This window comes from Blastocatellia bacterium, from assembly GCA_035573895.1.
GTDB lineage: Bacteria > Acidobacteriota > Blastocatellia > HR10 > HR10 > DATLZR01.
In genome coordinates this window covers 1-25,215 of record DATLZR010000164.1, presented here as the reverse complement: position 1 = coordinate 25,215, position 25,215 = coordinate 1, and the positions used below count along the sequence as shown (strand labels likewise).

The 25,215-nt window shown below is 60.4% G+C and carries 23 protein-coding genes; 12 read left to right on the top strand and 11 right to left on the bottom strand.

Annotated elements, in window-relative coordinates:
• Positions 1 to 74 precede the first annotated feature (74 nt).
• The 6 genes from era to VNM72_14235 form a co-directional block, all read right to left on the bottom strand.
• A complete protein-coding gene (gene era / locus VNM72_14260; GenBank protein HXF06561.1) occupies positions 75 to 1,019 on the bottom strand; it encodes a GTPase Era in 945 nt (314 codons plus the stop codon).
• Positions 1,016 to 2,311, bottom strand: a complete 1,296-nt coding sequence (locus tag VNM72_14255; protein HXF06560.1) for a hemolysin family protein — start codon at positions 2,309 to 2,311, stop codon at positions 1,016 to 1,018. Before VNM72_14255 ends, era begins: the two co-directional genes overlap by 4 nt.
• Positions 2,312 to 2,321: 10 nt before the next feature.
• Positions 2,322 to 2,777, bottom strand: a complete 456-nt coding sequence (ybeY, locus tag VNM72_14250; protein ID HXF06559.1) for an rRNA maturation RNase YbeY — start codon at positions 2,775 to 2,777, stop codon at positions 2,322 to 2,324.
• 16 nt (positions 2,778 to 2,793) lie between these two features.
• Positions 2,794 to 3,789, bottom strand: coding sequence for a PhoH family protein (locus tag VNM72_14245; GenBank protein ID HXF06558.1), 996 nt, complete (start codon positions 3,787 to 3,789; stop codon positions 2,794 to 2,796).
• A gap of 69 nt (positions 3,790 to 3,858) precedes the next feature.
• Positions 3,859 to 4,986 carry a J domain-containing protein gene (locus tag VNM72_14240; protein ID HXF06557.1) on the bottom strand — a complete coding sequence of 376 codons (1,128 nt, stop codon included), beginning with the start codon at positions 4,984 to 4,986 and terminating at the stop codon, positions 3,859 to 3,861.
• A 71-nt stretch (positions 4,987 to 5,057) separates the two neighbouring features.
• Positions 5,058 to 5,846, bottom strand: coding sequence for an ABC transporter permease (locus tag VNM72_14235; GenBank protein HXF06556.1), 789 nt, complete (start codon positions 5,844 to 5,846; stop codon positions 5,058 to 5,060).
• 630 nt (positions 5,847 to 6,476) lie between these two features.
• Here VNM72_14235 and VNM72_14230 point away from each other — a divergent pair.
• Complete coding sequence (locus VNM72_14230; protein ID HXF06555.1) at positions 6,477 to 7,361, top strand: nitrilase-related carbon-nitrogen hydrolase; 885 nt, start codon at positions 6,477 to 6,479, stop codon at positions 7,359 to 7,361.
• Positions 7,345 to 8,196, top strand: a complete 852-nt coding sequence (locus VNM72_14225) for an NAD+ synthase (GenBank protein ID HXF06554.1) — start codon at positions 7,345 to 7,347, stop codon at positions 8,194 to 8,196. Before VNM72_14230 ends, VNM72_14225 begins: the two co-directional genes overlap by 17 nt.
• Positions 8,197 to 8,243: 47 nt before the next feature.
• Here the strand turns inward: VNM72_14225 and rdgB are convergent, their stop codons facing one another.
• Together rdgB and VNM72_14215 are read right to left on the bottom strand one after the other, a co-directional pair.
• A complete protein-coding gene (rdgB, locus tag VNM72_14220) occupies positions 8,244 to 8,855 on the bottom strand; it encodes an RdgB/HAM1 family non-canonical purine NTP pyrophosphatase (GenBank protein HXF06553.1) in 612 nt (203 codons plus the stop codon).
• An 80-nt stretch (positions 8,856 to 8,935) separates the two neighbouring features.
• Positions 8,936 to 9,682 carry an ATP-binding protein gene (locus tag VNM72_14215; GenBank protein HXF06552.1) on the bottom strand — a complete coding sequence of 249 codons (747 nt, stop codon included), beginning with the start codon at positions 9,680 to 9,682 and terminating at the stop codon, positions 8,936 to 8,938.
• A 346-nt stretch (positions 9,683 to 10,028) separates the two neighbouring features.
• Here VNM72_14215 and fusA point away from each other — a divergent pair, with 346 nt between their 5' ends.
• Positions 10,029 to 12,134: an elongation factor G gene (fusA, locus tag VNM72_14210; GenBank protein ID HXF06551.1), complete on the top strand. Its 2,106-nt coding sequence runs from the start codon at positions 10,029 to 10,031 to the stop codon at positions 12,132 to 12,134.
• A 169-nt stretch (positions 12,135 to 12,303) separates the two neighbouring features.
• Positions 12,304 to 12,765 (top strand): phosphohistidine phosphatase SixA, encoded by a 462-nt coding sequence (sixA, locus tag VNM72_14205; GenBank protein ID HXF06550.1) that lies wholly within the window; start codon positions 12,304 to 12,306, stop codon positions 12,763 to 12,765.
• 200 nt (positions 12,766 to 12,965) lie between these two features.
• Here the strand turns inward: sixA and VNM72_14200 are convergent, their stop codons facing one another.
• The 3 genes from VNM72_14200 to dnaB form a co-directional block, all read right to left on the bottom strand.
• The gene (locus VNM72_14200; protein ID HXF06549.1) at positions 12,966 to 14,336 is read right to left on the bottom strand and encodes a hypothetical protein; all 1,371 of its coding nucleotides are present in this window, start codon (positions 14,334 to 14,336) and stop codon (positions 12,966 to 12,968) included.
• A 36-nt stretch (positions 14,337 to 14,372) separates the two neighbouring features.
• Entirely contained in the window at positions 14,373 to 15,341 is a 969-nt protein-coding gene (locus VNM72_14195; GenBank protein HXF06548.1) for a glycosyltransferase family 9 protein, read from the bottom strand.
• A 227-nt stretch (positions 15,342 to 15,568) separates the two neighbouring features.
• On the bottom strand, positions 15,569 to 16,921 hold the full coding sequence (gene dnaB / locus VNM72_14190; protein HXF06547.1) for a replicative DNA helicase: 1,353 nt from the start codon (positions 16,919 to 16,921) through the stop codon (positions 15,569 to 15,571).
• 131 nt (positions 16,922 to 17,052) lie between these two features.
• Between dnaB and VNM72_14185 the strand changes: the two genes are divergently transcribed.
• The 8 genes from VNM72_14185 to VNM72_14150 all read left to right on the top strand — a co-directional run bounded on the left by VNM72_14185 (position 17,053) and on the right by VNM72_14150 (position 24,735).
• Positions 17,053 to 18,087, top strand: coding sequence for a gluconolaconase (locus tag VNM72_14185; protein ID HXF06546.1), 1,035 nt, complete (start codon positions 17,053 to 17,055; stop codon positions 18,085 to 18,087).
• Between the two features lie 78 nt (positions 18,088 to 18,165).
• Positions 18,166 to 18,840 (top strand): site-2 protease family protein, encoded by a 675-nt coding sequence (locus VNM72_14180; protein HXF06545.1) that lies wholly within the window; start codon positions 18,166 to 18,168, stop codon positions 18,838 to 18,840.
• Between the two features lie 10 nt (positions 18,841 to 18,850).
• A complete protein-coding gene (trpS, locus tag VNM72_14175) occupies positions 18,851 to 19,834 on the top strand; it encodes a tryptophan--tRNA ligase (GenBank protein ID HXF06544.1) in 984 nt (327 codons plus the stop codon).
• Complete coding sequence (locus VNM72_14170; protein ID HXF06543.1) at positions 19,828 to 20,610, top strand: segregation/condensation protein A; 783 nt, start codon at positions 19,828 to 19,830, stop codon at positions 20,608 to 20,610. Before trpS ends, VNM72_14170 begins: the two co-directional genes overlap by 7 nt.
• Positions 20,598 to 21,137 carry an SMC-Scp complex subunit ScpB gene (gene scpB, locus VNM72_14165; protein ID HXF06542.1) on the top strand — a complete coding sequence of 180 codons (540 nt, stop codon included), beginning with the start codon at positions 20,598 to 20,600 and terminating at the stop codon, positions 21,135 to 21,137. Before VNM72_14170 ends, scpB begins: the two co-directional genes overlap by 13 nt.
• Before the next feature lie 26 nt (positions 21,138 to 21,163).
• On the top strand, positions 21,164 to 22,003 hold the full coding sequence (locus VNM72_14160) for a pseudouridine synthase (protein ID HXF06541.1): 840 nt from the start codon (positions 21,164 to 21,166) through the stop codon (positions 22,001 to 22,003).
• A gap of 9 nt (positions 22,004 to 22,012) precedes the next feature.
• On the top strand, positions 22,013 to 23,665 hold the full coding sequence (locus VNM72_14155) for an acyl-CoA carboxylase subunit beta (protein HXF06540.1): 1,653 nt from the start codon (positions 22,013 to 22,015) through the stop codon (positions 23,663 to 23,665).
• A gap of 122 nt (positions 23,666 to 23,787) precedes the next feature.
• Entirely contained in the window at positions 23,788 to 24,735 is a 948-nt protein-coding gene (locus VNM72_14150; protein HXF06539.1) for a carbohydrate kinase family protein, read from the top strand.
• The last annotated feature ends 480 nt before the right edge of the window (positions 24,736 to 25,215 follow it).

Here is a 25,215-nt window from a genome sequence, read left to right as displayed (position 1 = left end):
AGGTCGCCGAGATCCTGTCCGCTCTCGCGGACGGAGGATCATAAAGCTCGGGACCTCTGTCGCTCCCACCCACTTCAGCGTTCAAATCCGATCTGATCGAGAACGGCCTCGCTGTCCCGCCAGCGCTCGCGCACCTTGACGTACAACTGAAGGAAGACCTTCTTGCCGAACAAGAACTCGATCTCCTCGCGCGCCAGCGTGCCGATTTTTTTCAGGCGTTCTCCCCCTTTGCCAATAATGATGGGCTTTTGCGATTCTCGCTCGACGAGGATGATCGCGTGAATCCGCAGCAAAGATCCCTCGTCATGGAACTGCTCGGTCACCACGGCCGTGACGTAGGGAAGCTCGTCGTGAGTGACCATGAGGAGTTTTTCCCGGATGATCTCGGCGACGATGACCCGCTCCGGCTGATCGGTGATCTCCCCTTCGGGATAATAGAGCGGCCCCTCCGGCAGATATTCGAAAATCTTCTCCACGAGCAGAGAGAGGTTCTCCCCGGTGAGAGCGGAGATGGGGATCACCTCAGCGAAATCGTACTCCCGGCGGTAGAGATCAATGAGCGGCAGAAGCGTTCGCTTATCGGCGAGCCGATCAATCTTGTTGAGGAGGAGAAAGGTCGGTTTGGCTGCCCGCTTCACCAGGTCGAGCACAAAGCGATCGCCACTGCCGAACGATTCGCACGCATCCACCAGGAGCAGGACCAGATCCACGTCCTCGATGGCCCGGCCGACGGCGCGCATCATGCGGACGTTCATCTGATGCTTCGGTTTGTGAATGCCGGGCGTATCCACGAAGATGATCTGGCCGCGCTCCTCGGTGAGAATACCGCGAATTCGCCAGCGCGTCGTTTGCGGTTTGTCGGAGACGGCGGCGATCTTCTGTCCGATGAGGCGATTGAGCAGTGTTGATTTCCCCGCATTCGGTCGGCCGATGAGCGCAACCAGTCCCGATTTTCGTCGCTCGTCCGGCACGACCTCGTCGAGCGCGTCGGGAAGGGGTGAGAGCGTTATGTCGGTCATGAGCGTTCCGGTTTGGCGACGGAGACCGAGCGCGCGTCGGCATCGGATCCGGAGGCCATCGGGGCGACGGGCCGAATCCGAACCATCCGGATCCGGCGCGGATCAGCATCCACCACCTCAAATCGCAGTCCGTGGCATTGCACGCCTTCGCCCACCGCCGGCAGATGATCCAGATGTTTGAGGATGAGCCCAGCCACGGTGGTGAAATCATCGGCGTCAATCTCGGTCCCAAAGAGCAGTTCGAGTTTTCGCACATCGGTCGTGCCGCGCACGAGCACGCTGCCGTCAGGTTGCGCGATGATGTCCGCCGGGACCGGTTGATCTTCATCCTCGATAGGCCCGACGATCTCCTGGATCATATCCTCCAGGGTGATGAGACCGGCAATCCCGCCATATTCGTCCACCGCCAGCGCAATGTGCGTTCGGGCCCGTTTCATCTCATCGAGCAAATCGGCTGCGCGTTTCGTCTCCGGGACGAAGTACGCCGGCCGCATGACGCCGGTGACGCGCTCGACGGCCCCCCCGCGGAGAAATTTTTTCAACAGGTCGCGGAGATAGACGATTCCGATGACGTCATCGAGTGTCTCTTTGTATACCGGCAGCCGGGAGTAGTTCGATTCGACGGCCACCCGGATGGCGTCCTCGATGGTCGCGCTGGCATCCACCGCCACGATGTCGCTGCGCGGGATCATCAGCTCCCGGACCTGTTTGTCGCCCAGCTCCACGATGGATTGAATGAGCTGTCCCTCGGACTCCTCGATGATGCCCGCTTCCTCGCCGACATCAATGAACGCTTGAATCTCCTCGTCGCTGCCTTCCTCGCCGGCGGGTTCGGCGACCGACGCGGTTTTCACCGACTGCAGTGCCCGATAAATCGGATAGGCGAGCGGCCAGAGGACATTGTAGACTGCCGATAAGGCGGGCAGCAGCCGCAACAGGACCTTCTCCGGATTGTTTTGCGCCAGCATACGAGGCAGAAACTGGCGAAACACACTGACGACGAGGACCATTCCCACCAGTCCCATGAGGAGCGGGTGTTCCCGCCCCTCCGATTGGAGCAGGGTCACGAGCGTGATCGTCAGCGAGATGATCATCAATTGTACGCCCATGCTGACGGTGAGCAGCAGCCGATGACGATTCTCCACCAGCTCGCGCAAAAACCGCGCGTGAAAACTGCGCTCATTTTCCGCCCGGAGGACGCGAAGCTGAACCTCGCTCAGTTGCGTCACCGCGCTCTCAAACGTGGAGAGGAAGACGAGCACACCGATGAGACCGATAAAAAGGGCGAACATAGCTTCTGGCTCAGTCCTTTTGCCGTCGCGCCTTTCCCGTCCCCGACGACGAGATCAACCGCCGTCGCAATCGCCGTTCCAGCCGTCTCATCTCACCAGTGTCGGTCTCATGATCGTAGCCGCACAGATGGGCCAGGCCGTGAATGATGAGGTTCTTCAGCTCCCGCTCCAGTCGGATGCGATGGTGGGCCGCCTGTCGTCGGGCCGTTTCCACCGAAACGACGACATCGCCGAGGTAGTCGCAGTCTATTCCTTCGAGGGGATCGCACGGGAAGGCCAGGACATCGGTCGGGCGATCCTTCCCGCGGAACTGCCGGTTCAGTCGGCGCATCGCCACGTCGCTGACGAAAACGAGCGAGACATCGCGATGCGATACTCCCAGCTCCTGCAGAACACGCAGGGCGAACCGGCTCCACCGCCGACCGTTCAGGCGCACGGCACGTTGACGATTGAGAACGTACACCATCGCTTCCCCTCCCCCGTCACCGCGACTCCGTGGGGACTGTTTCGCTCGACGTGGTGTGATTGTGACGGCCTCCTCGGCTGTGATCCTCGTAGGCTTTGATGATCGCTTTCACCAGGGGATGGCGCACGACATCTCGTTCGGTGAAGTAGACGAAGGCGATGCCCGGCAGACCCGCGAACAATTCCTGAGCCTCCACCAGTCCCGATTTCTTGCCCGGCGGGAGGTCAATCTGGGTAATATCGCCGGTGACGACCACCTTGGAATCCAGGCCGATGCGAGTGAGGAACATCTTCATTTGCTCGGACGTCGTATTCTGGCCTTCGTCGAGAATAATGAAGGCTTCCGACAGCGTGCGCCCCCGCATGAAGGCCAGCGGAGCAATCTCGATCACCATGCGTTCGAGGAGCCGTTCGATCCGCTCGTAGTCGAGCAGGTCATAGAGGGCATCATAGAGCGGGCGGAGATAGGGGTCCACTTTCTGCTGAATATCGCCGGGGAGAAAGCCGAGCTTCTCTCCGGCTTCGACAGCCGGCCGGGTGAGAATGATGCGACGGATGCGCTTGGCCAGGAGCATCTGCACCGCCGTGGCGACGGCCAGGTAGGTCTTGCCGGTTCCTGCCGGGCCGATGGCGAAGACGAGATCGTTGGCCTCCATCGCCTGCAAATACCGGAGCTGATTGGGCGAGCGAGCCACCACCGCTTTTTTGCCCGTCAGCGTGAGCGTTCCCAGGCGGAAGTGGTCGGCCAGACTGTAGGAACGATCCTCCGCGATTTGCCGCAGCACCAGCCGCAGCTCTCGATCCGACGGCTGCCGCCCCTCTTCCACCAAGGCGGCATACTCGTTGAGGATGCGCTCCATCGTCGCTACATCCTCCGGCTCCCCCTGAATGATCAGGTCTCCACCCCGCGCGTCCACCTGAACCTGGAGGGCCGATTCGAGCAGTCGGAGATTCTGGTCGTTGGGGCCAAAGAGTGATTCGATCCCTTTCTGTGCCAGGATGACCTTCTTCAATCGGCGAAATTAACCTCCTCCATCAAGGTCGGCTTAAAAAGACTACTGAGCCGGAGCGAACCTGTCAATTCACGACTCGCCGTCGGCCTGCCGGATAATCGGCGCGATCCGGTCCAGCTCGGCGCGAGGATTCTCCGGATTCCGCTCCTCGAATTCCCGAATCAGCTCGCGCGATCGTTGATCCACCAACCGAGGGATGACGATCTTGACTTCGACATACTGGTCGCCACAAACATCTCCCCGCAAGCTCGGCACCCCTTGTTCGTGAAGGCGAAAGACCTGCCCCGAATGCGTTCCCGGAGGGATTCGCAGCCAGGCTTTCCCGCGAATCGTCGGGACCTCGATCTTCGCTCCCAGAATGGCCTCGGCAACAGTGATGGGCACGGTGCAGTAGATGTTGTCGCCTTTGCGCACGAAAAACGGGTGGGTCCCCACGTTGGTGACGATGTAGAGATCGCCCGGAGGACCTCCGTACAGGCCGGCTTCGCCTTTCTCAGGAACACGAATGCGCGAACCGGTATCCACGCCGGGCGGAATCTGAACGGTGATCGTCTCGGTAAGCGGCGTGCGCGTCTCGCCGCGACATCGGGGGCAGAGGGGATGACTGCGACCGGTTCCTTGACAGTGGTCGCAACGGGCGCTCAACCGCAGCCGCCCCCGACTGATCTGTTTGCGTCCCGATCCGCCACAGCGAAAACATGTCGTCGGAGGCTCGCTCGTCTCTCCACGACCGCCACACATCGTACAGGTTTCACTCCGTCGCACCGTCACCGTCGCCGTCGTCCCGGTCAGAGCCTGTTCAAATGTCACCGCCAGCGGAACCTCCAGATCGGCTCCGCGCTGGGGCTCCTTTTTCCGAGCCGCCTCCTCGCCGAACAACTCTTCAAAAATATCGCCGAAGGACTTCTCTCCTAACCCAAAGTCAAAACCCTCGAAAAGAACGTCAGCGGCAGGCCGCGCCTCGGGGTCCAGATCCTCTCGATACTCGCCGTACCGGTCGTAAATCTGGCGCTTTCGGGGATCGCTCAGCACCTCATAGGCCTCAGCGATGCGACGGAAGATCTCCTCCGCCTCCTCATCGCCGGGATTGAGTTCGGGATGGTATCGGCGAGCGAGCTTGCGATAGGCGCGATCAATCTCCTGCGGTGTCGCCTCTCGACTGACGCCGAGAATCGCGTAATAGTCGGGTTTATCCATCAGCCATCACCCATGATCAATCGCCTCCGGGCCGCTGACCGCTCAGGATCGCGCAGGGTCCTCTCACTGTCTCACTCCGAGAGCTTCATCAAAACGCCGCTGCGACGCGCCCGATGAATAGCGGCATCCAGAAGCACCAATCCCCCCAGGAAATAGAGGAGCGCCAATCCATAGCCAGTGGCCAGCGGATGCGCGAAGGCGCTGGAAAAACCGTAAAAAGAGCGAAAATATTCGAGGAAGTAGGTGATCGGGAGCATACTCCCAAGCATCTTCGCCGGCGCGGGCAAAAGCTCCACCGGGTAGTACATCCCGCATAAAACCATCACCAAATAATCGAGCGACCAGGCGGCGATCTCCGCGCGCTGGCCCAGCAACAGGACCAGCGCACAAACGATCATCCCCACCAGGGCGGCATTGCAAAAAACACCAAAGGTGAACAGCACCGCACGACCCAGCCCCGGAGCCAGAAAATCAAAATCAAATGCGGATCGCCCCAGCACGGCCACGGCCACCACGACGATGGTCGCCCGAACCATGCCCATCATCCAGGAGCCGAGCACCAGATGGTGAGCCCGAACCGGAGCAATGAACTCATGCTTTACGCTCTTGCTCCACACCGAGTAAAGCAGACTATAGGAGACATCCAACTGACAGACATGAAGCGTCGCTGTCGCCAAAATCCCGATCAAAACGAACGCTCGCGTATTGGCGTCCAATCCGAGATAGCGCGTCATCAAGCCGATCGAGAGCAGTCCGACCGTCGGCCAGAACGCCAGCTCCAGCAACGAGAAGATATTGCGCTTGGCCATGATCCAGTTCTTGTAGAAGAAGGCTCTGATGCATAAGACATCTCGCCTCATACCGGAGATAATTCTCTCACATTGACCCCGGGTTGGTAAATCGTCCGAGGGGGCGGCCTGCGGGCTCTATCGCCGCGCATCAGCCGATGGGATTCGCCGCCTCACTTTATGCCCTTTTGGTCTCAGTCTGCGGCATCAGGTGGCTAGTGGTTCTGGCCGATGAGTCGGTCGTGCCCGGGGACGCCGGGGAGCGCCCGCTTCCAACGGGTTCACCAGGCACGCCCGAGGAGCGCACCCCCGAGGAGTTCCTCATGAAGTCCCGGGCTCGGCGCAGAACCGATGAAAATGAGAATCGCCCACAGGTGGAAAAGTGCCCGCTGATGAGAGTGATCCCTGGAAACCGTTGATCTGTGGGCCGGAATCTTCACCTCAGTCCACCTGAAGAAGCGGCTACTTGTGGAGGGGCTTACGGGGTTAATCACCATGACGTTCTGGCACACGCCGGACGGGGCGCGACGGAACCGATGTTGGTAGGGTTGTATCTGGCCCGAATCAGCCCATCCTCACCCCTGAAACGAACCGCTCACCCACAGTTCCTCACCTTCACCGGGAATTTCTCCCGGGCGGGTTCTTCATCGGGAAAAGGCTTTGTGATACCATTCTGGAGCCGATGAAAAGGAGGGAGCCGAGATGAAATTCACCGTCGCTCTGGCGCAAATCAAGCCCGTCCTCGGCGACCTCAGGCGCAATCTGGAGATTCACCGCGAGTACATCGCCCGTGCCGTCGAGCGGGGAAGTGATCTCATTGTCTTTCCTGAACTCTCGCTGACCGGGTACTACCTGGAGGATTTGGTCCCCGATGTGGCCCTCGATCCGCGCCGGTCGGACATCTTCGCCACGCTCGCCGAGCAGAGCGAAATCCATGACATTGACATCGTCGTCGGGTTCGTCGAGGTGGCCGACGATTTTCGCTTTTTCAATGCGGCCGCCTATCTCAGTCACGGCGAACTGCGACATATCCATCGCAAGGTCTACCTGCCGACGTACGGGATGTTCGACGAAGGGCGCTACCTGGCACCGGGAGAGATGCTGCGAGCCTTTGACACGCGCTGGGGACGTATGGGGATGCTTATCTGCGAGGATATGTGGCATCCCTCGACGACCTACGTGCTGGCTCAGGACGGAGCCCAGGTCATCCTCTGTCTCTCCGCCGGTCCGGGACGCGGCGTGCGCCAGCAGGAGAAATTGGGCAGCAGGCTGGCCTGGGAGACGATCACCCGGGCAGCCTCGCAAGCGTACATGATCTATACCCTCTACGTGAATCGGGTTGGATTTGAAGACGGAGCCTTTTTCTCCGGAGGCTCGGAAGTGGTTGATCCTTTCGGGCGCCCGGTCGTGCGGGCTTCGGAGCCGGATGAGACGCTGCTTGTGGCTGAACTCGATCAGCAGGAGATTCGTCGCGCCCGCACGTTTTATCCGTTGCTCCGGGATGAGCGTCTTGACCTCACGCTGCGCGAACTCAAGCGCATTTATGCTGAGCGGCACCGGTTGACCGGCTATGACAGCAGTCTCTAAAACATCACCGAGTGTTTCCTTCGCCACGTTCAATCCGGCCCTGACGGCGGACCTGTTGCGCCGCTTCATCCGCGAGGAAGTAACCAAAGTGGGTTTTGATCGAGGCGTGATCGGCCTCTCCGGCGGACTCGATTCTTCGGTCGTCGCTTTCCTCACGGCCCAGGCTCTGGGGGCTGAAAACACCTATGGCGTGCTCCTGCCTTATAAAACGAGCGATCCCTCCAGCGTGACGGACGCCCAGGAGGTTATTCGCGTCCTGGGGATTCAAGCGATCACCGTTGACATCACGCCGATGGTAGATGCCTACCTCGATCAGGTTCCCGATGCCGACCGTATTCGACGGGGCAATGTGATGGCTCGAACCCGCATGATCGTACTCTATGATTTATCGGCAGCCCTGCGGGCGCTGGTCATCGGGACGAGCAATAAGACCGAACTGCTCGTGGGCTATGGAACGCTCTACGGCGATATGGCAGCGGCGCTCTGGCCGCTCGGCGATCTGTACAAAACCGAAGTGAGGCTGCTGGCGCAGCACCTCGGCGTGCCGTCGCGCATCATCGAGAAGACGCCGACGGCTGACCTCTGGATCGGCCAATCCGATGAAGCCGAATTGGGCCTGCCCTATGAGATTCTGGACGGCATCCTCGTCGAACTGGTGGACAAACGCCTGTCGCTGGACGCGGTGATCCAGCGAGGATACGACGAAGCGTCCGTCCGGCGGGTGATGACGATGGTCCAGTCCTCTCAGTTCAAGCGGCGCATGCCGCTGTGCCCCAAGATTTCCTCCCGAACGATCACCCACGACTTTCGCTATAAACGCGATTGGGGGAAGTAGCGCAGCCTTTCCAGGCGGCGAAAAAGTCACAGGCGGGAAAGCCCGCGCTACCGAGATGTCTCTGCAATGAAGCCGAGGAGAAACTCGCGGAGGAGGCGGAAGGCGCGTCCCCGATGGCTGACGGCGGATTTCTCCGCCCGGCTGAGTTCGGCGAAGGTCTTGCCAAGCGGAGGATACTCAAACACGGGATCGTAGCCAAAGCCTCCGCTTCCCGCCGGGACCGTTCGGATGCGACCGACCACTTCGCCCCGAAACGTCTTCTCGATCCCCTGCCCCACCAGAGCGACGACGCAGACAAAACGGGCCGTGCGTCTCTCCGGCGGAACGTCTCGTAAGGCGTCCAGGAGTCGAGCAATTCGCTCGGCATCGCTCGGCCCATAGCGAGCGGAATGAATGCCCGGTTCTCCTCCCAGGGCATCCACCATCAGACCCGAATCGTCGGCCACCGTCAGCAATCCCGTTCGGTCATGGTAGTAGCGGGCTTTGATCAGGGCATTTTCTTCAAAAGTCCGCCCCGATTCGCTGACTTCGGGGTACGGGGGGAACGCCTCCAAACCGATGATCGTCAGCGGAACTCCCTCCAACAGCTCGATGATTTCAGCCAGCTTTCCCCGGTTGCGGGTAGCGATGAGTAAGGAGGACGGAACCGAGTTTCCCATTGCAAGAAAACAGCCTAGCCTTTCCAGGCCGCGAGCGAGCGAATCACAGGCCGGAAATCCTGCGCCACAGTAGTGGTAGGCTATCGTCGGCGCTGTCGGTAATCCGATCCTTTGATCTCGACGAGGCGGCACATCTCGTAGAGGCGAGACCGCAAGCGTTCGCCCACGCGATCGGTCAACGTCTCTTCCATGGCGCTGGCGGAGACATCGAGGTAGTTGGAGGTGAAGATGGTGATTTTTTTCTGATTGTAGCGGTTATTGATGATCTGCGTCATCGTATCCTGTACCCAGGCGGTGGGCTTGGCGGCCCCCAGCTCATCGAGCACCAGCACTTCCGCTTCGTACACCGGCAGGAGAATCCGCAGTTCGCTCGTTTGCGACACCGGATTATAGCTGTCCTGAATCTCCTTGAGCAGATCGCGAAAATCGTAGAAGAGGCAGGGGACGAGTTTCTGGCGAATCAGCTCGCGGATGGTGGCCACGGCCAGATGCGTCTTGCCCACGCCGCAGGGGCCGATGAGTAGCAATCCCCGATCAACATTGGGATATTCCTTGACAAACCGATTGCAGATGAGCAAGGCCATGCGCTGGGAGTTGTTCTCGTCGGAATTTGGAGCCCCCTGAGGTTCGTAGTTGTGGAATCCACATTCGGCATATCGCGGAGGGATCCGCGATGCCTCCAGGAGCCGCTCGATTATCCTCTGCCGATCCTGCGTGCGACAGCGGCACCGTTTCACCGTTCGCTCATCCACGTACTCCCAGCCCGTGCCCTGGCAGTGGGGGCAGAGGACCGATTGATACTGACTTTTGTCAACGGCGATCGTCATGGCTCCAGAAAACAAAAGCACGACCATTATAGGGAAGTCGAAGGTCCATTGCAACCAGCAATTTTCCTCCACGCGACGGGGAGCGGATGGCGAGGTCGTCCCCTCTGCAGGGCACGACCTGAGCCGTAACCGGTTCTCTTCATTTCACCCACTCTTACGGCGATGCTTTCGGCACTTCCGCTTGCGCTCGAGCGGAAGTGTGTTAAATTTGAGCCTTGCGCGCCCGTCGGGGGTATAGTAAGAGACAGTTTTTCAGGCTGCCGGCCAGGCCCGGAAACGATGAGACGAAGCGGCATGCCCCCGTCGGTGGGCTGCCGGCGCGATGTCATCGTCGGAGGATCTGCTGATGAAAACCTACCTGGGGAAAGACATCAGAAATATCGCCGTTGTTGGTCACGGAGATGCGGGAAAGACATCGCTTGTCTCCGCCATGCTTTTCGTCGCGGGAGCCACTCCGCGCCTGGGACGGGTGGACGAGGGGACGACGGTCACCGATTACGACGAGGATGAGATCGAGCGCAAGATCACCATCCACACGGCCCTGGCCCATCTGGAGTGGAAGGGGACGAAGATTAATCTCCTGGACACGCCGGGCTACCAGGCATTCATTCACGATGCCCGCTCGGCCCTGTGCGTGGCTGATGCGGCTCTGGTCGTGGTGGATGCCGTCGAGGGGGTCCAGGTGCAGACGGAAAAGGCCTGGAGTTACGCCGAGGAGTTCGATGTCCCCCGGCTCATCGTCATTAACAAACTCGACCGCGAACGGGCCGATTTCGCGGCGGCTGTGGCCTCGTGCAGCAGCACCTTCGGTCGCGGCATTCTTCCGTTCCACCTGCCCATTGGTCAGGAGCGCGAGTTCAGCGGGCTGGTTGACGTCATCACCCGGCGCGCCTACCGTTTTGCCGCCGATGGCAGCGGCACGGCGACTGAAATCCCAGTGCCCGAAAACTTGAAGGAGGACGTCGAGAAAGCACGCGAGGCCATCGTCGAGATGGTGGCGGAAAGCTCCGACGAGCTGATGGAGAAGTTCTTCGCCGAAGGAACTCTGAGCGATGAGGAATTGATCGCCGGAATCAAGACCGCCGTGCGAGAGAAACAATTGGTCCCGGTTTTCGCGGCGTCGGCTCTCTCCGTTTATGGCATTCCGCCGCTGCTGGATGCCCTCGTGGAATTCGCTCCCGCTCCGGTTGACAGGCGCATCGTTCGAGGACGCGAAGGGGTGGGACCCGATGCTCCGGTGGTGGAACGGTTGATCACCGATGATGCTCCCTATGCTGCCTTTGTCTTCAAGACCATTGCTGATCCCTTCGCCGGACGCATCACGTTGTTCAAAGTCTATTCCGGCATCATCAAATCCGATATGACGGCCTTCAATGTGACGCGGGGAGTTCAAGAACGGCTCGGGCCGGTTCACGTGGTTCAGGGCAAGCAGCTGGAAAAAGTGCCGGAGCTTCACGCGGGAGACATCGGTGCCGTGACCAAACTCCGGGACACGCACACGGGCGATACTCTGACCGATAAAGCTCACCAGATCGTTTTCGAGCCGGTGACGTTTCCTCGACCGGCCATCGCGTTTGCCATCGAACCCAAGTCGCGGGCCGACGAAGATAAGCTCTCGGCCGCTCTGCACAAGATGCTCGAAGAGGACCTGGCGCTCACCTTCGAGCGTGATCCTCAGACGAAGGATTTCTTGCTGTCGGGGACTGGCCAGCTTCACATTGAGACGACGGTGGCCCGGCTCAAGAAACGCTACGGCGTGGACGTGACGCTGAAACTGCCGAAGGTTCCCTATCGGGAGACGTTCAAAAATCGCGTCGAAGCGCGAGGCCGACACAAGAAGCAGACCGGCGGACGCGGTCAATTCGGCGATTGCACCTGCATCTTTGAGCCGCTGCCCCGTGGAGGCGGCTTTGAGTTCGTGGACAAAATCTTCGGCGGCGTCATCCCCCAGCAATTCCGGCCCGCCGTCGAAAAAGGCATTCTCGAAGCGGCAGCCAACGGTCCACTGGCCGGCTACCCCGTGGTGGATTTCCGCGTCGAATTGATTGATGGCCAAACCCATCCGGTTGACTCCGACGAACTCTCGTTCAAGCTGGCGGGGATCAAAGCCTTCCGTCAGGCGATGGAGAAAGCCAATCCCGTCCTTCTCGAACCCATCATGAACGTGGAGGTGGTGGCGCCGCAGGAATTCGCCGGGGACATCATCGGTGACCTGAATTCCCGGCGGGGGCGCATTCTCGGCATGGATGCGCGCGGCAAACAACAGGTCATCAAGGCTCAGGTGCCGCTGGCCGAAATGCTCACCTATCAATCCACGCTCAACTCCATCACCGGCGCACGGGCCAGTTACACGATGGAACTTTCTCACTACGATGAGGTGCCCCCGCACATCGCGCAAAAATTGATCGCGGAGGCGCGCGCCGAAGGCCGGGTCAAAGCCGAAGAAGAATAAACGGGTGTCGCTCGGCTGCTCGCAGGAAAGGGGAGCGAGTACTGCTTATTCGCACGGCCCGGTGAGTTGCGGTTCCGCGCAGTGTCTAATCGCCGGCAGCCACCCACCGTGGTGATCTGCCGCCAGGCAATGTTGACAGGACTGCCTTGAGAGGGGTAACCAAATTCCTATGGAGTTGTATCTCGTGCAACATGGCGAAGCCAGGAGCGAGGCGGAGGATCCCGAACGGTCGCTCACCGAGCGCGGCCAAAAAGATGTTGAACGCATCGCGGCCTGGGCCTCTCGCGCTGGTCTTCGCGTCAGCCAGATTCGCCATAGCGGGAAACGGCGCGCCGAACAAACGGCCACGATTCTGGCAAACTATCTGAAACCCCCTGCGGGTACAATTGTCATGACCGGGCTGGCTCCCCATGATGATGTCTTTCCCCTAGCAACAGCCCTGCGCCAGGAAACAGAGCCGCTGATGCTCGTGGGTCATCTTCCTTTCCTCAGTCGGCTGGCGAGTCTCCTCCTCGTTGGTGAGCCAGACCGTCCGCTTGTGCGATTTCGAATGGGCGGGATCGTTTGTCTGGAGCGGGAGCACGATCAGTGGAGCCTCGCCTGGATCGTCCCTCCCGATCTCGTCCCGTAGCAGAGTGACATCATTGCCAGGGATCCGCTGCCGGTCGCGCCACGGAGCAACCCGGGGAGTTTCTTCCTTGAAGATGGCGGAGGATCGAAATCGAGGGGAGCCCTCCGGGTGTTGATTGAAAGCGAGCGGTCTGCCGCAAACGTCGGCTTTGCCCGGGGAGGAGATTTTGGTCATTGCTCCCGACGAGCGCCTCTTTCCCTTCACCGGGGCGGGGGAAAGCTCACGCGAATAATGCCGGATGTCGGGAGCGTTTGATTCTTCGTCGCGTCTACGACGAACCCGTTGAGGTATAACTCATCGGCCGTGAGCGTCAAATCCCCCGTGGCCGCGTAGGGCAGCGAGAGGTAGAGAAACCCGTTGGGCGCGGGGGCGCCCGGCTGCGTCTCGGTGGCTGACCCTTTCAGCCGAAGAGTGGCCAACGTGGCATCTTGATCGGTTCCGGTGACGACTCCACTGCCGAAGCCGTCAACTGCGGTGAAACTGTACCGACCGCGCTCGCCCTGACGCCGGTAGCGCACGACGGTGATGCGGGCACCATCGCTGCCTCGATTCACCGCCCAGAGAAAAATCGTCTCGCCGGCGCGGTAGAATCGAATCGCGTTGAACCCTCCGGCAAATGCGCTCGGCGAGGAGATGAAGGATGGAGCCTCGAAATCAAAAGTCTCACGAGCCAGGATACCACGACCGAGACTCTCGCCGTCGTAACGATGGAGGTAATTGTGCAGGCCCGACTGCTGGTGTGTAACCCAGATGTCGCCCTGCTCGTCGAAGGCGACATCACGAACGGAACTGGAACCGAACGGGGGCAGCGAGCCATCTCCATCGGGATCGTTGCTGCTTTCAAATCGCAGCGTCCACGGGCCGGCGAGACCGCTCCGACTCTGCCACACTTCCAGATGTGTCCCCATCCCCAGGGCGACCGTGATGTCGTCTCGATTGTGCGGATTAACGCGGACGGCCAGAGCGTATCCCTGACCGCCCAGGCCGCTCGCATTGTCGGCCACAAACGGCGAGACGATATTCCGGGCGACTGCCGTCCGGGCCACATCCCCACCGGCGGGAGCGCCGCCGACCGATCCCCCATCAAAATACCAGACGCGCGGCGTCGCCGAACTGCGATCGAGCACCCACACTTTGTCGAGCACCGGCTCGTAGAACACAGCATGAATGAAGGAAAACGGCGCCGGTGATCCACCCGAGACGATCAACCCCGTGTCAATGTAGTTCAACGGCAGATCGGGCATTGTTCGAGGGTTGAAGTCACCATCGCTTTTCGATTGAAGCAGGATCGCCGCCAAGCCAATCTCTCCACCCGCCCGTCCGTCTCCCGTCTGAACTGCTCCGCGTGCGATGTAGACGATGATCGGCTCGCCCGGACGGACAGCGAGAGTGCGTTCCTGCCCGGTCGTAGCGCCGAGATTTCCGCTGGTGGCATTATTCCGGGTGATCCCGCCGGTGTTATCGTTGCCCGCATCCAGGACGTTGTAAACGGCCACCGTGCGAAAACCCTGGGCAGACGCTGTAGCGGACAACACCGTGAGGGCGATGACAACACTCCAGATTTTTCTCATAGCTGCTTCCCCGGAATCATGTTTCCAGGAGAAAACTCACGGCCTCACGGCCGAGGCAGCGAGCAGGTGAGCGTCGAGTTCCGCCAGGACCGCATCAACCGACGGGAGTCCTTCGAGAATCACCACGGTGCCTCGTGGGCCCCACACGCGCGGATCGGTCACGGTGAAGATGGCCAGCGTGGGCGCACCTACGGCGGCGGCAAGGTGGGTGATCCCCGAATCGTTCCCGACGTAGGCGACCGAACGGTCGAGAATTGCTGCGACCTCCCGCAACGAGACCTGTCGGAGGCGAACGAGACGATTCCCGGCGTGAGGACCGCCGCGCTTCGCCGTCCAGAAGAAAACCTCTTCGACGGCGTGTTCATCCGCCGGCCCTTCGATGACCACGACGATCATCTCGCGTTCGAGCAAAGCGAGCACGAGCGCCGCGAAGCGTTCGGCGGGCCAGCATTTTCGCGGACTTCCGCTGCCCGGATGAAGCGCAACGAGTGGCCCACGATCAACTCCCATACGATCCAGAAGCCGGTCTGCCATCTGGCGTTCCGATTCCGTGAGCGCAAGTCGAGGCGTTCGCTCCTCGGTCGTGATGCCGAGCGGCTCTAATGTCTGGAGGAGATGATCAACAGCGTGGACTCGGCCCTCAGCGGGAGGGATAGATCGAGCCACGAGCGTACGAACCGGCAACCGGCTCAGCATTTGCCGATAGGTGTCGTTTCCGGCCCCGAACCAGGAGATGATCAAATCGAAGGAGGTCAACCGCTCCCGAAGGCTCTCGGGCATTTCTCCGTTGAAGAGGTGATGAAGTGGAAGCGAGTCCAGAACATCACCGCGATCAATCAGACCGCGCCCTTCGAGCAGGGGATGCAGGGCCGGGTGTCCGAGCAACTCGATCGTGGCCCGGGGAGCGCTTCGTCGTACGGCCGCGATGGCCGGCAACGCCAGCACGAGATCGCCGATAGCTCCACCGTGGAGGATCAGGATTCGGTGCCAGGAACTCTCGCCCATTTCTCGACCGACTCCCGCTGGATTCTCTCCCGGACGGGCTCATCGGATGAAGCGCAGAAGCAGGGTCAATCTACCGATCCCGATGGCCTGGAGTCAACCCCTTGAACAGGCTGCTTGGGATGGAGTGCAGATCAACAGGGTTCGCTCGGATCCTTCAGCTCCTGCGAATCGCCTGCCGCGCCTTTTCAACCAGGCCCTCGACCTCGAGCGTTCATTCACAGAGGAGTTCACAACGGAGTGCGTTCGTGCCAGAGATTCTCAAATCGGGTGAATTCTTTGAGGAAGGCCAGACGGATCGTATCGGTCGGACCGTTGCGTTGCTTGCCGACGATGATCTCGGCGATCCCGGCGTTTTCCTCGGTCGGGCCATACATTTCTTCGCGGTAGACGAACATGACCACATCAGCATCTTGCTCGATGGAACCGGATTCCCGTAGATCGCTCAGTTGCGGGCGATGATCGGTGCGGGTTTCGGGAGCCCGCGATAGTTGAGAGACGGCGATCAGGGGAATGCCCAGGTCTTTAGCAATCGCTTTGAGGTCGCGGGAGATCTGGGAGACCTCCTGCTGACGGCTTTCCACCCGGCCTCGTCCTGACATCAGTTGGAGATAGTCAATGATGAGCAGATCCAGCCCCCGTTCGTGTTTGAGGCGTCGGGCCTTGGCGCGGGCTTCCAGTGTCGTGATGCCGGGCGTATCGTCAATGAAGATGTGACTTTCGGCCAGCGTCTTGAGGGCTTCGGCCAGCCGCGCCCACTCCTCCCGGCTGAGGAACCCTCCCCGGAAGCGATGGAGATTGATCTTTGCCTCCGAACACAACAACCGGGCGACCAGTTGTTCCTTGCTCATCTCCAGGCTGAGGATGCCAACGCAGTAGCCGCGACGGGCCACGTTCTGGGCGATGGAGAGGGCGAAGGCCGTTTTTCCCGAACTCGGTCGTCCGGCGACGACGATCATGTCCGAGGGCTGCAAGCCCGACGTGAGAGAATCGAGTTCGGTGAATCCGGTCGGCACCCCGGTGATCATCTGCGGGCGACCGGCCATCCGCTCCACCTGTTCCAGTTGATGGCGGGCGACTTCGGCCACCGAGACGAAACCCGACGTGAGCCGCTCCTCGGCGATATCGAAGAGGGCTCGCTCAGCTCGATCCAGGATGACGTCCGGTTCCTCCTCCTGATCGAAACAACTGTGGATGATTTGATTGGAGGCGTAGATGAGCTTTCGTAAGATGGCCTTGTCGCGGACGATCCGGGCGTAATGCTCGATGTTCTGCAGTTGCGGGACGCCATCCATCAAAGCGGCCAGATACGCCGGCCCCCCCACCTGCTCCAGTTCACCGGAGCGGGCCAGCTCTTCTCGCAGCGTGACGGGATCAACGGGCCGTCCCTTTTCGTAGAGCTGAACGATCTTATCGAAAATACGCCGATGGGCATCGAGGTAGAAATCGTCGCGCCGCAGGATTTCCAGGACCTGGTGAATGGCCGTGTTGTCCAGCAGGAGAATGCCCAGGATTGACCGCTCGGTCTGAGCGGCGTGCGGAAGAGAGCGCTCGCTGGTGATGTCAGCTTGTGATCGCGCCATGCTCGGCCTCGTCGGGGGATTATAGGAAGCTGTCCCCACGAACGCAAGCAGCGTCAGGGAGAGAGCGCCTGTGGACACTTGCTTCGGCAGCCGCCTGTGCTAATATAGCTCCTCGCGCGGAAGAAAATGCCATGAGACCGGTGATTCACAGGGTGACGCCTGCGGCGGGAGTCGAGGGTGGCGAGGTCATCATCACCTGCAGCGACTTCGACACGAGCCGGTTCAGCCGCTGTCATGTCCTCTTCGGAGAGGCCGAAGGACGGATCGTCGGCGCCGGACCGGATCGGGTGATTGCGACGATTCCGCCGGAAGCCGCCCGCAGCCTGCAACCGGTCCCCCTGATGCTGGAAGCCAACGGAGCGGTGAGCGAGCCCGTTCCCTTCACTGTCGGCAGCCGCATCGCCGATCAACTGCACCCGGTGACCAATCCCGCCTATGATGTGGATACCGGCTATCTCTACGTCACCTACAGCGGGAGTCGAGGGCAAAAAGTCCCCTGCTCGGTCTACCGTATCTCTCCTCTGGGGGAGAAGACGGAATTTCTTCACGACATCATGAACGCAACGGCCATCGCCTTTGACAGTGAAGGAACCATGTTCGTCACCAGCCGATACGATGGCACCGTCTTGCGGGTGACGCCGTTCAGCGAGGCCGAACCCTTCGCCCGTGATTTAGGGACGGCGACGGGACTCGCCTTCGATCGTGAAGGGCGCATGTATGTGGGGGATCGCAACGGAGCGATCTACGTCGTCAATGACATCGGCGAGGCCAAAGTCTTCGCCGAGCTGGAGCCGAGCGTTTCGGCCTATCATCTGGCATTCGGACCTGACGGCTATCTCTATGTGACGGGCCCGACGGCATCCAGTTGGGAGACGGTATCGCGCATCTCGCCCGATGGAGATGTCGAGCCTTTCTACACGGGGCTGGGGCGACCTCAGGGACTGGCCTTCGACACGGAGGGAAATCTCTACGTGGCGGCCAGTTTGCGCGGTCATCGTGGCATCATCAAGATCACCCCTGGAGGAGAGGCGAGCCTCTTTGCCGCCGGCAAGACGCTCGTGGGGTTGGTCTTCGATGATGCGGGGAACATGATCCTGGCCAGCACGCAAGGGGAAATTTACCGGTTGCCCGTGGGCATCCGGGGATATTTGCTGGAGTTCTGGTAAACCGCTCACCGGCGATGCCACCACCCTCTCTCCGGCAACGCTCGGCAGAACCAAGCTCAAGAACGGGAGTACGGAGATTTGTTTGAGAAAAGCATCGGCGACTTCATCCTCTGGTTTGTCGTTTTCCTCTTCTCGCTCTCTTTTCACGAAGCGGCGCACGCCTGGACCGCTCACCGATTCGGCGATGATACGGGATACTACCTCGGTCGCGTGTCGCTCAATCCGATGGCTCACATTGATCTGCTGGGGACCATCATCTTTCCCATCCTCAATTTCATCTCCGGCGTTCCTTTGATCGGATGGGCCAAGCCGGTCCCGGTCAATCCTTTGCTGCTCCGCAATACACGCCGCCATCACATGCTCGTTTCGCTGGCCGGTCCGGGAAGCAATCTCCTGCTGGCAGTCGGTTTTATTGTGGTCATCTCGCTCATGGGACTCAACTGGGAGAGGGTCGCCGGATCCCTCGGCCCGGCGTTTGTTCCTTTGGGCAAGATGTTGCTCATGGGACTCATCCTGAACGTCGCTCTGGCGGTCTTCAATCTCATTCCGATTCCGCCGCTGGACGGTCACTGGATCGTCTATCATCTGTTGCCGGATCGAGCCGCCGAAGCTTTCGATCACGTTCGGCCCTTCGGATTCCTGCTGCTGTATGCCCTGGTGTTATTGGGGGCGCTTCGGTTCGTCTTCACTCCCGTTCTGTGGGTGATCACCGGGATTCGACCGGTGATGGAACTCTTCACCGTTTTGCGATGAGGCGAGGACGATGAAACGCGCGCTCAGCGGAATGCGCCCGACGGGGAAGCTCCACCTGGGTCACCTGGAGGGAGCCCTGAAGAACTGGGTGGCGCTTCAGGACGAGTATGCCTGTTTCTTTTTCGTGGCGGATTGGCACGCGCTGATGACCGATTACGCCGATCCCTCGCCGATTCAGGAGAGCAGCCTGCTGATGGTCTGCGATTGGTTGGCGGCGGGACTGGATCCCAATCGCGCGACGCTCTTTGTTCAATCGCTCGTGCCGGAGCATGCCGAGCTTCATCTGATCCTGTCCTACATCACCTCGCTCGGCTGGTTGGAGCGGGTCCCCACCTACAAAGAGCAACGGGAAAATATCCGCGACAAGGACCTGAACACGTATGCGTTTCTCGGCTATCCGCTTTTGCAAGCGGCTGACATCCTGATGTACAAGGCCGATGTGGTGCCGGTGGGAGAAGATCAGGTCCCGCACATCGAGCTGACGCGAGAGATTGCCCGGCGCTTCAATCACTTCTATGGCAACGTCTTCCCGGAGCCTCAGGCGCTGTTGACGCCGGCCCCGCGCCTGCCGGGAACCGATGGGCGGAAAATGAGCAAAAGCTATGGCAATCATCTCCCTCTGAGCGATCCGCCCGATACACTGTGGGAAAAGATTCGCACGATGGTGACCGATCCGGCACGCGTGCGACGGACCGATCCGGGGAATCCCGATCTCTGTCCGGTCTTCACGTTGCACAAGGTCTATAGCCGACCTGACCAGCAGGAGTTTGTGAATGTGGAATGTCGGCGGGCGGGCATCGGCTGCATTGACTGCAAGCGGATTCTCTTTGAAAACATCAGGGAGCAGCTCACGCCGATTGCGGAAAAGAGCGCCTTTTACCAGAGTCGGCTCTCGGAGGTCAAGGAGATTCTCATCGAAGGGTCGCGTCGCGCCCGCCGGGTCGCTGCCGAAACGATGGCCCAGGTGCGCGAGGCGCTGAAGCTGACATGGTGAGCCGTGTATCCCCCGATCCCTGGCTGGACTCCCCCGAGCCTGATGCGACGGTGGCGGAATCGGCGGCCGCTTCTGCCTACCGGGTGAAGCTCGATGTCTTCGAAGGGCCGCTCGACCTTCTCCTCTATTTGATCAAGAAGGAGCAGGTGAGCATCTACGATATTCCCATCGCGCGAATCACCGAGCAATATCTCGACTATCTCCGGGCCATGGAAGAGCTGGACATCACGGTGGCGAGTGACTTTCTCGTCATGGCCGCGACGCTCATCTACATCAAGTCCAAGATGCTTCTTCCGCCCGATCCGAGCGATGGAGGCGAGGACGGAGCAGTGGATCCGCGTCAGGAGCTGGTCGAGCGATTGCTCCAGCATCAGGTCTACAAGGCGGCGGCGGAGATGCTCTGGTCGCGGGCCGAGCGCGAGGAGGGCGTGTTTCCGCGCGGGCGGCTGGAAACCGATGACGTCAATCCCGAGGTCGCGGCCACGCTGTTCGATCTCTTCGCCGCCTTTCAGCGGGTGATGGAGCGACTGAAGGAGCGCCGGGAACTCACCATTGCTCGGGACGAGATCACGACGGCGGAGACGCTCGCCCGCCTCCGCCAGCTCATCCAGACCCAGGAGCAAATTGACGTGACGGCTCTGCTGGAGGGAGCCCGGTCCCTGCGAGAACTTTTGACGCTTTTTCTCGCCGTGCTAGAATTGGTCAAGGAAGCGATGATCCGGCTCGTTCAGACCGAGCGGTTCGGTCCGATCATCGCCCTCCGATGCCAGACATGACGGTCAATGAGCTGAAACCGATCATCGAAGCACTCATCTTTGTCGCTGAGGAGCCGCTCACCGAGAAGGAACTACTCGCCCTCTTTCCCGACGAGGATCGAGACGTCATCACCGCCGCCGTGGCGGACGTCGTCGCCGACTATAACAGGCCGGGTCGGGGGCTGGAGATTCGCCGCATCGCCGGCGGTTATCGCATGTCCACGCGACCGGAGCTTCACGAGTACATCCGTCGCTACTTGAAGACGCGACCGTCGGCCCGATTGTCTCTGGCGGCCCTGGAGACTCTCGCCGTCATCGCCTACAAACAGCCGATCACGCTCCCGGAGATCCAGGACATTCGTGGGGTGAACTCGGCGTCAACGGTTCGAACGCTTCTGGAACGACGCTTGATCGAACCGAAGGGACGCAAGCCGGTCGTCGGTCGCCCGATCCTTTACGGAACATCAAAGGAGTTTCTTGTCCAGTTCGGACTGAACGATCTGAGCGAGCTGCCGACGATTGAGGACTTCCAGGAGCTGGTGAGCTAAAGAGAGAGCACGACCGGCCGAGCGTCATGGAAGTGAGGTTACAAAAACTGATTGCGCAAGCCGGTATCGCCTCCCGGCGAAAGGCCGAGGAGTTGATTCGCTCCGGTCAGGTCACGGTCAACGGTCAGGTGATCACGCGCCTGGGAGCCAAAGCCGATCCCGAGCGCGATCACATCAAGGTGATGGGCAAACTGATTAACCCCCGGCTGCGCGCCTACGAGCCCGTCTACATCCTGCTCAACAAGCCGAAAGGATACGTGTCGAGCATGTTTGATCCCGAAGGGCGACGACTGATTACCTCTTTGCTGCCGCCGCTCGGTCAGCGGGTTCATCCGGTCGGACGGCTGGATGTTCAGAGCGAAGGACTCATCCTGCTCACTAACGATGGTGCGTTCACCCATCTGCTGACCTCGGCCAAGTATGGGATCCCCAAAGTCTACCACGTGAAGGTCAAGGGGATTCCCGATGAGAAAGCTCTTGACCGGCTGCGAAGGGGAGTGACGATTGATGGTTCTCGCACGGCTCCCTGCGAGATTGAGCTGCTCGCGCAAACGCGCACCAATGCCTGGTACGCCGTCACGTTGCGGCAGGGAATCAGCCGCCAGATTCGCAAAATGTTCGAGACCATCGGCCATTCGGTGCTGAAGCTCCGTCGCGTGGCCATCGGGTTTCTCACCGATGAAGGACTTCCGCCGGGTGGATGGCGCTACCTGACGCCGGAGGAGGTCGCCCGATTCTTCGCCGTGCGCGAGGGTCGGACGATCGCTCCGGTGGTTCCTCCACTGGCGCACCTTGTCTCGAGGCAGTTGTCCCGACGCCGACTGTCACAACGGGTGACAGTCCCGCCAGCGGGTACAGTACGATAAGGAGATGCCATGCCCGACGCCGTGACATCGCACAAAGACGACCGAGCGACGGTGGAGAATCGTCACCACATGATGCAACGGGTGGCCGAACTGCGGGCCCTGGAAGCACGATTGCGGCTCGGCGGCGGCCAGGAAAAGATTGACCGACAGCACAAGCAGGGCAAGCTCACGGCCCGCGAGCGCCTTCAGCTTCTGCTCGATCCCGACAGCGATTTCCTGGAGATCGGCTTGCTCGTCGCTTACGACGACTATAATGGGGAAGCCCCTGCCGCCGGAGTAGTCACGGGCATCGGGCGCGTTCACGGCCGGGAGGTCGTCGTCGTGGCCAACGATGCAACGGTGAAGGCGGGATCCTGGTGGCCGGAGACGATCCGAAAGATTTTGCGCATGCAAGAGATCGCCATGCGCAATCGCATCCCCATCATCTATCTGGTTGACTCGGCGGGCGTCAATCTGCCCTATCAAAGCGGCGTCTTCCCCGGGCAGTACGGAGCCGGACGCATCTTCTACTACAACTCGATCATGCGCCGCTACCTCAAGATCCCCCAGATCGCCGCCGTGATGGGACCCTGCATCGCCGGCGGGGCTTATCTCCCGGCCTTGAGCGACGTCATTCTCATGGTCGAGAAGACATCGTTCATGGGACTCGGCGGGCCTAACCTCGTCAAAGGAGCGACGGGACAAACCGTTGATGCCGAGACGCTCGGCGGAGCCTGGACCCATAACGCCCTGAGTGGCGTCGCCCATTACCGAACCAAAGATGATCGCGAGTGCATCGAGAAAATCCGCGAGCTGATCGGGTTGCTGCCCCCACCGACGCTGAGGAAGCTTCCCCTCAGTCCGCCGCGCCCGCCGCTCCATCCCGAAGAAGAGCTGTACGACATCATCCCGGCCGATCATCGTCAGGCGTATGACATGTATCAGGTGCTGGTGCGCCTGCTGGACGGCGGCGACATCATCGAGTTTCAGCCCGATTATGCCCGCGAGATGATCTGCGGCTACGGGCGAATCGAGGGCATCCCGGTGGGATTCCTCGCCAATCAACGGGGATTGATTAAAAACGCCAAGGGAGGGCCACCGCGACTCGGCGGAATCATTTACACCGAAAGCGCCGAGAAAGCGGCCTATTTCATCGAAACCTGCGACCGCGAGGGCACGCCCATCCTCTTTCTCCAGGATGTCTCGGGCTTCATGGTCGGCCCGGAAGCCGAACAAAGCGGCATCATTCGCGCCGGAGCCCGCATGGTGGAAGCGATGGCCACGGCTACGGTGCCGCGTCTGGTTCTGACCATCAATCACGCCAGCGGAGCCGGCTACTACGCGATGGCGGGCCAGGGATTCGATCCCAATTTCATCTTCACCTGGCCGACCGGTCGGATGGGCGTCATGGAAGGAGATTCGGCGATCCAGGCCGTGCTGGGACCGCAACTGGAGAAGGCGCGACAAACCGGCCAGATGAGCGAGGAATTGCAGGCCGCCGTCGAGCGAATGCGGGCCGAATACGAGCATACACTCGATGCCCGGTTCGCCGCCGCGCGCGGTTTCGTGGACGCCATCATCGCTCCCGAAGAGACGCGGCGCACCCTCGCCTTCGCTCTGCGCGTGACGCTCAACAATCCCGGCCCTCACATCGGTCCGTTCCATATCTCCCGGCTGGAGTGAGCGATGGTCGCTGCCTTCGACTGACCGGCACCACCGTCTGTGCGGTCACCCGGAGACCCTGTTCCCATCACAGGCGACGCGCATGACTCAGACGAGACGAGGCTCAAGGAGAACGGCTGCTGATGAAGATGAACTTCGAGTATCCTCTTCCCGAGGGGAAACCGTTTGATGTCGTGGGATTCGGCCTCAATGCCGTTGATTATCTCATCACCGTCCCGCACTACCCTCCCTTTAACACCAAGGTGCAACTCGTGCATCATGCTGTTTTGCCCGGCGGACAGGTGGCGACGGCGATGGTCGCCCTGGCCCGACTCGGCTGTCGGGTGCGCTATGTCGGCAAGGTGGGTTCGGATGAGTTCGGGCGCATTCAGTTGCGCTCGCTCGCCGAAGCCGGTGTCGAGCACTCCGCCGTGACGATCGTCCAGGGGGCGACGACCCAACTGGCGTTTATCATCATTGACCAGCAGAGTGGAGAGCGAACGATCATCTGGGGACGCGATCCTCGCCTGACGATGCAGCCCGAAGAGCTTCGTCGTGAGGTGATCACCTCGGGTCGGATTCTGCATCTCGACGGCCATGATGTTGCTGCCGCGATTCGCGCCGCTCGGTGGGCGCGCGAGGAGGGCATCCCCACCGTCATTGATCTCGACACCGCCTACGAGGGAGTGGACGAACTGCTCCCGCTCATTGATTTCCTCATCACCTCCGCCGAATTCCCCAAGCGATTCCTGGGCATCGCTGAACCCGAATCCGCCCTCCGCACGCTCAAGCAGAGATACAAAAATCATTTCGTCGCCATGACGCTGGGCGATCAGGGAGCGATGGCCTACTATCAAGGCGTCTACCTTCACTCGCCCGCCTTCAAGGTTGACTGTCGGGACACAACCGGAGCCGGTGATGCCTTCCGGGGAGGATTCATCTACGGCTTGCTTCAGGGAATGAGCGCGGCTGAGACCCTTCGCTTCGCTAATGCGGTAGCGGGGTTGAACTGCTGCGGACTGGGTGCACGCGGCGGCCTCCCCACGCGCGAGCAAGTGGAAGAATTGCTCCGCAGTCAGCCGGGAGCCTGAGTGCCCGCTGGTATATATGAGTCAAGGAATCGAGACAACCCCGTAGAAGCGTATCCGCACACCGAACAACAAGACCACCGCGAGTTTTCACATCTCCGATGAATTCTGGAGCGCGTTGCAGCCATTTGTTACCAGGAGAGCGTCCCCGATCATCTATGAGACGGCTTCGAGCCTTCCACCTGATGACCGGCCCTTGAGATACCATTCGAAAGAGAGTCAGCCGGAGGCGCCTGCCATCCCTCGATCAAGCCACTCACAGTAGATCGAACGACTCGCCCATATCTTCACAGAGCCATCCGTCACTCTCACAGGCAAAGGAGTCGGTAGAAGAGCACTTTGTTCAAAGGGGCGATTTTTTCCTGAGCCCTTTGATGGGCCTTTTTTGCGTGTAGAGATGTGGGAGCAGGACGACTGCTTCGCTCATGAAAGGAGGTGACCGATCATGAAAATGCTGGCGTCACGACGTGCGCCCATCGTTTT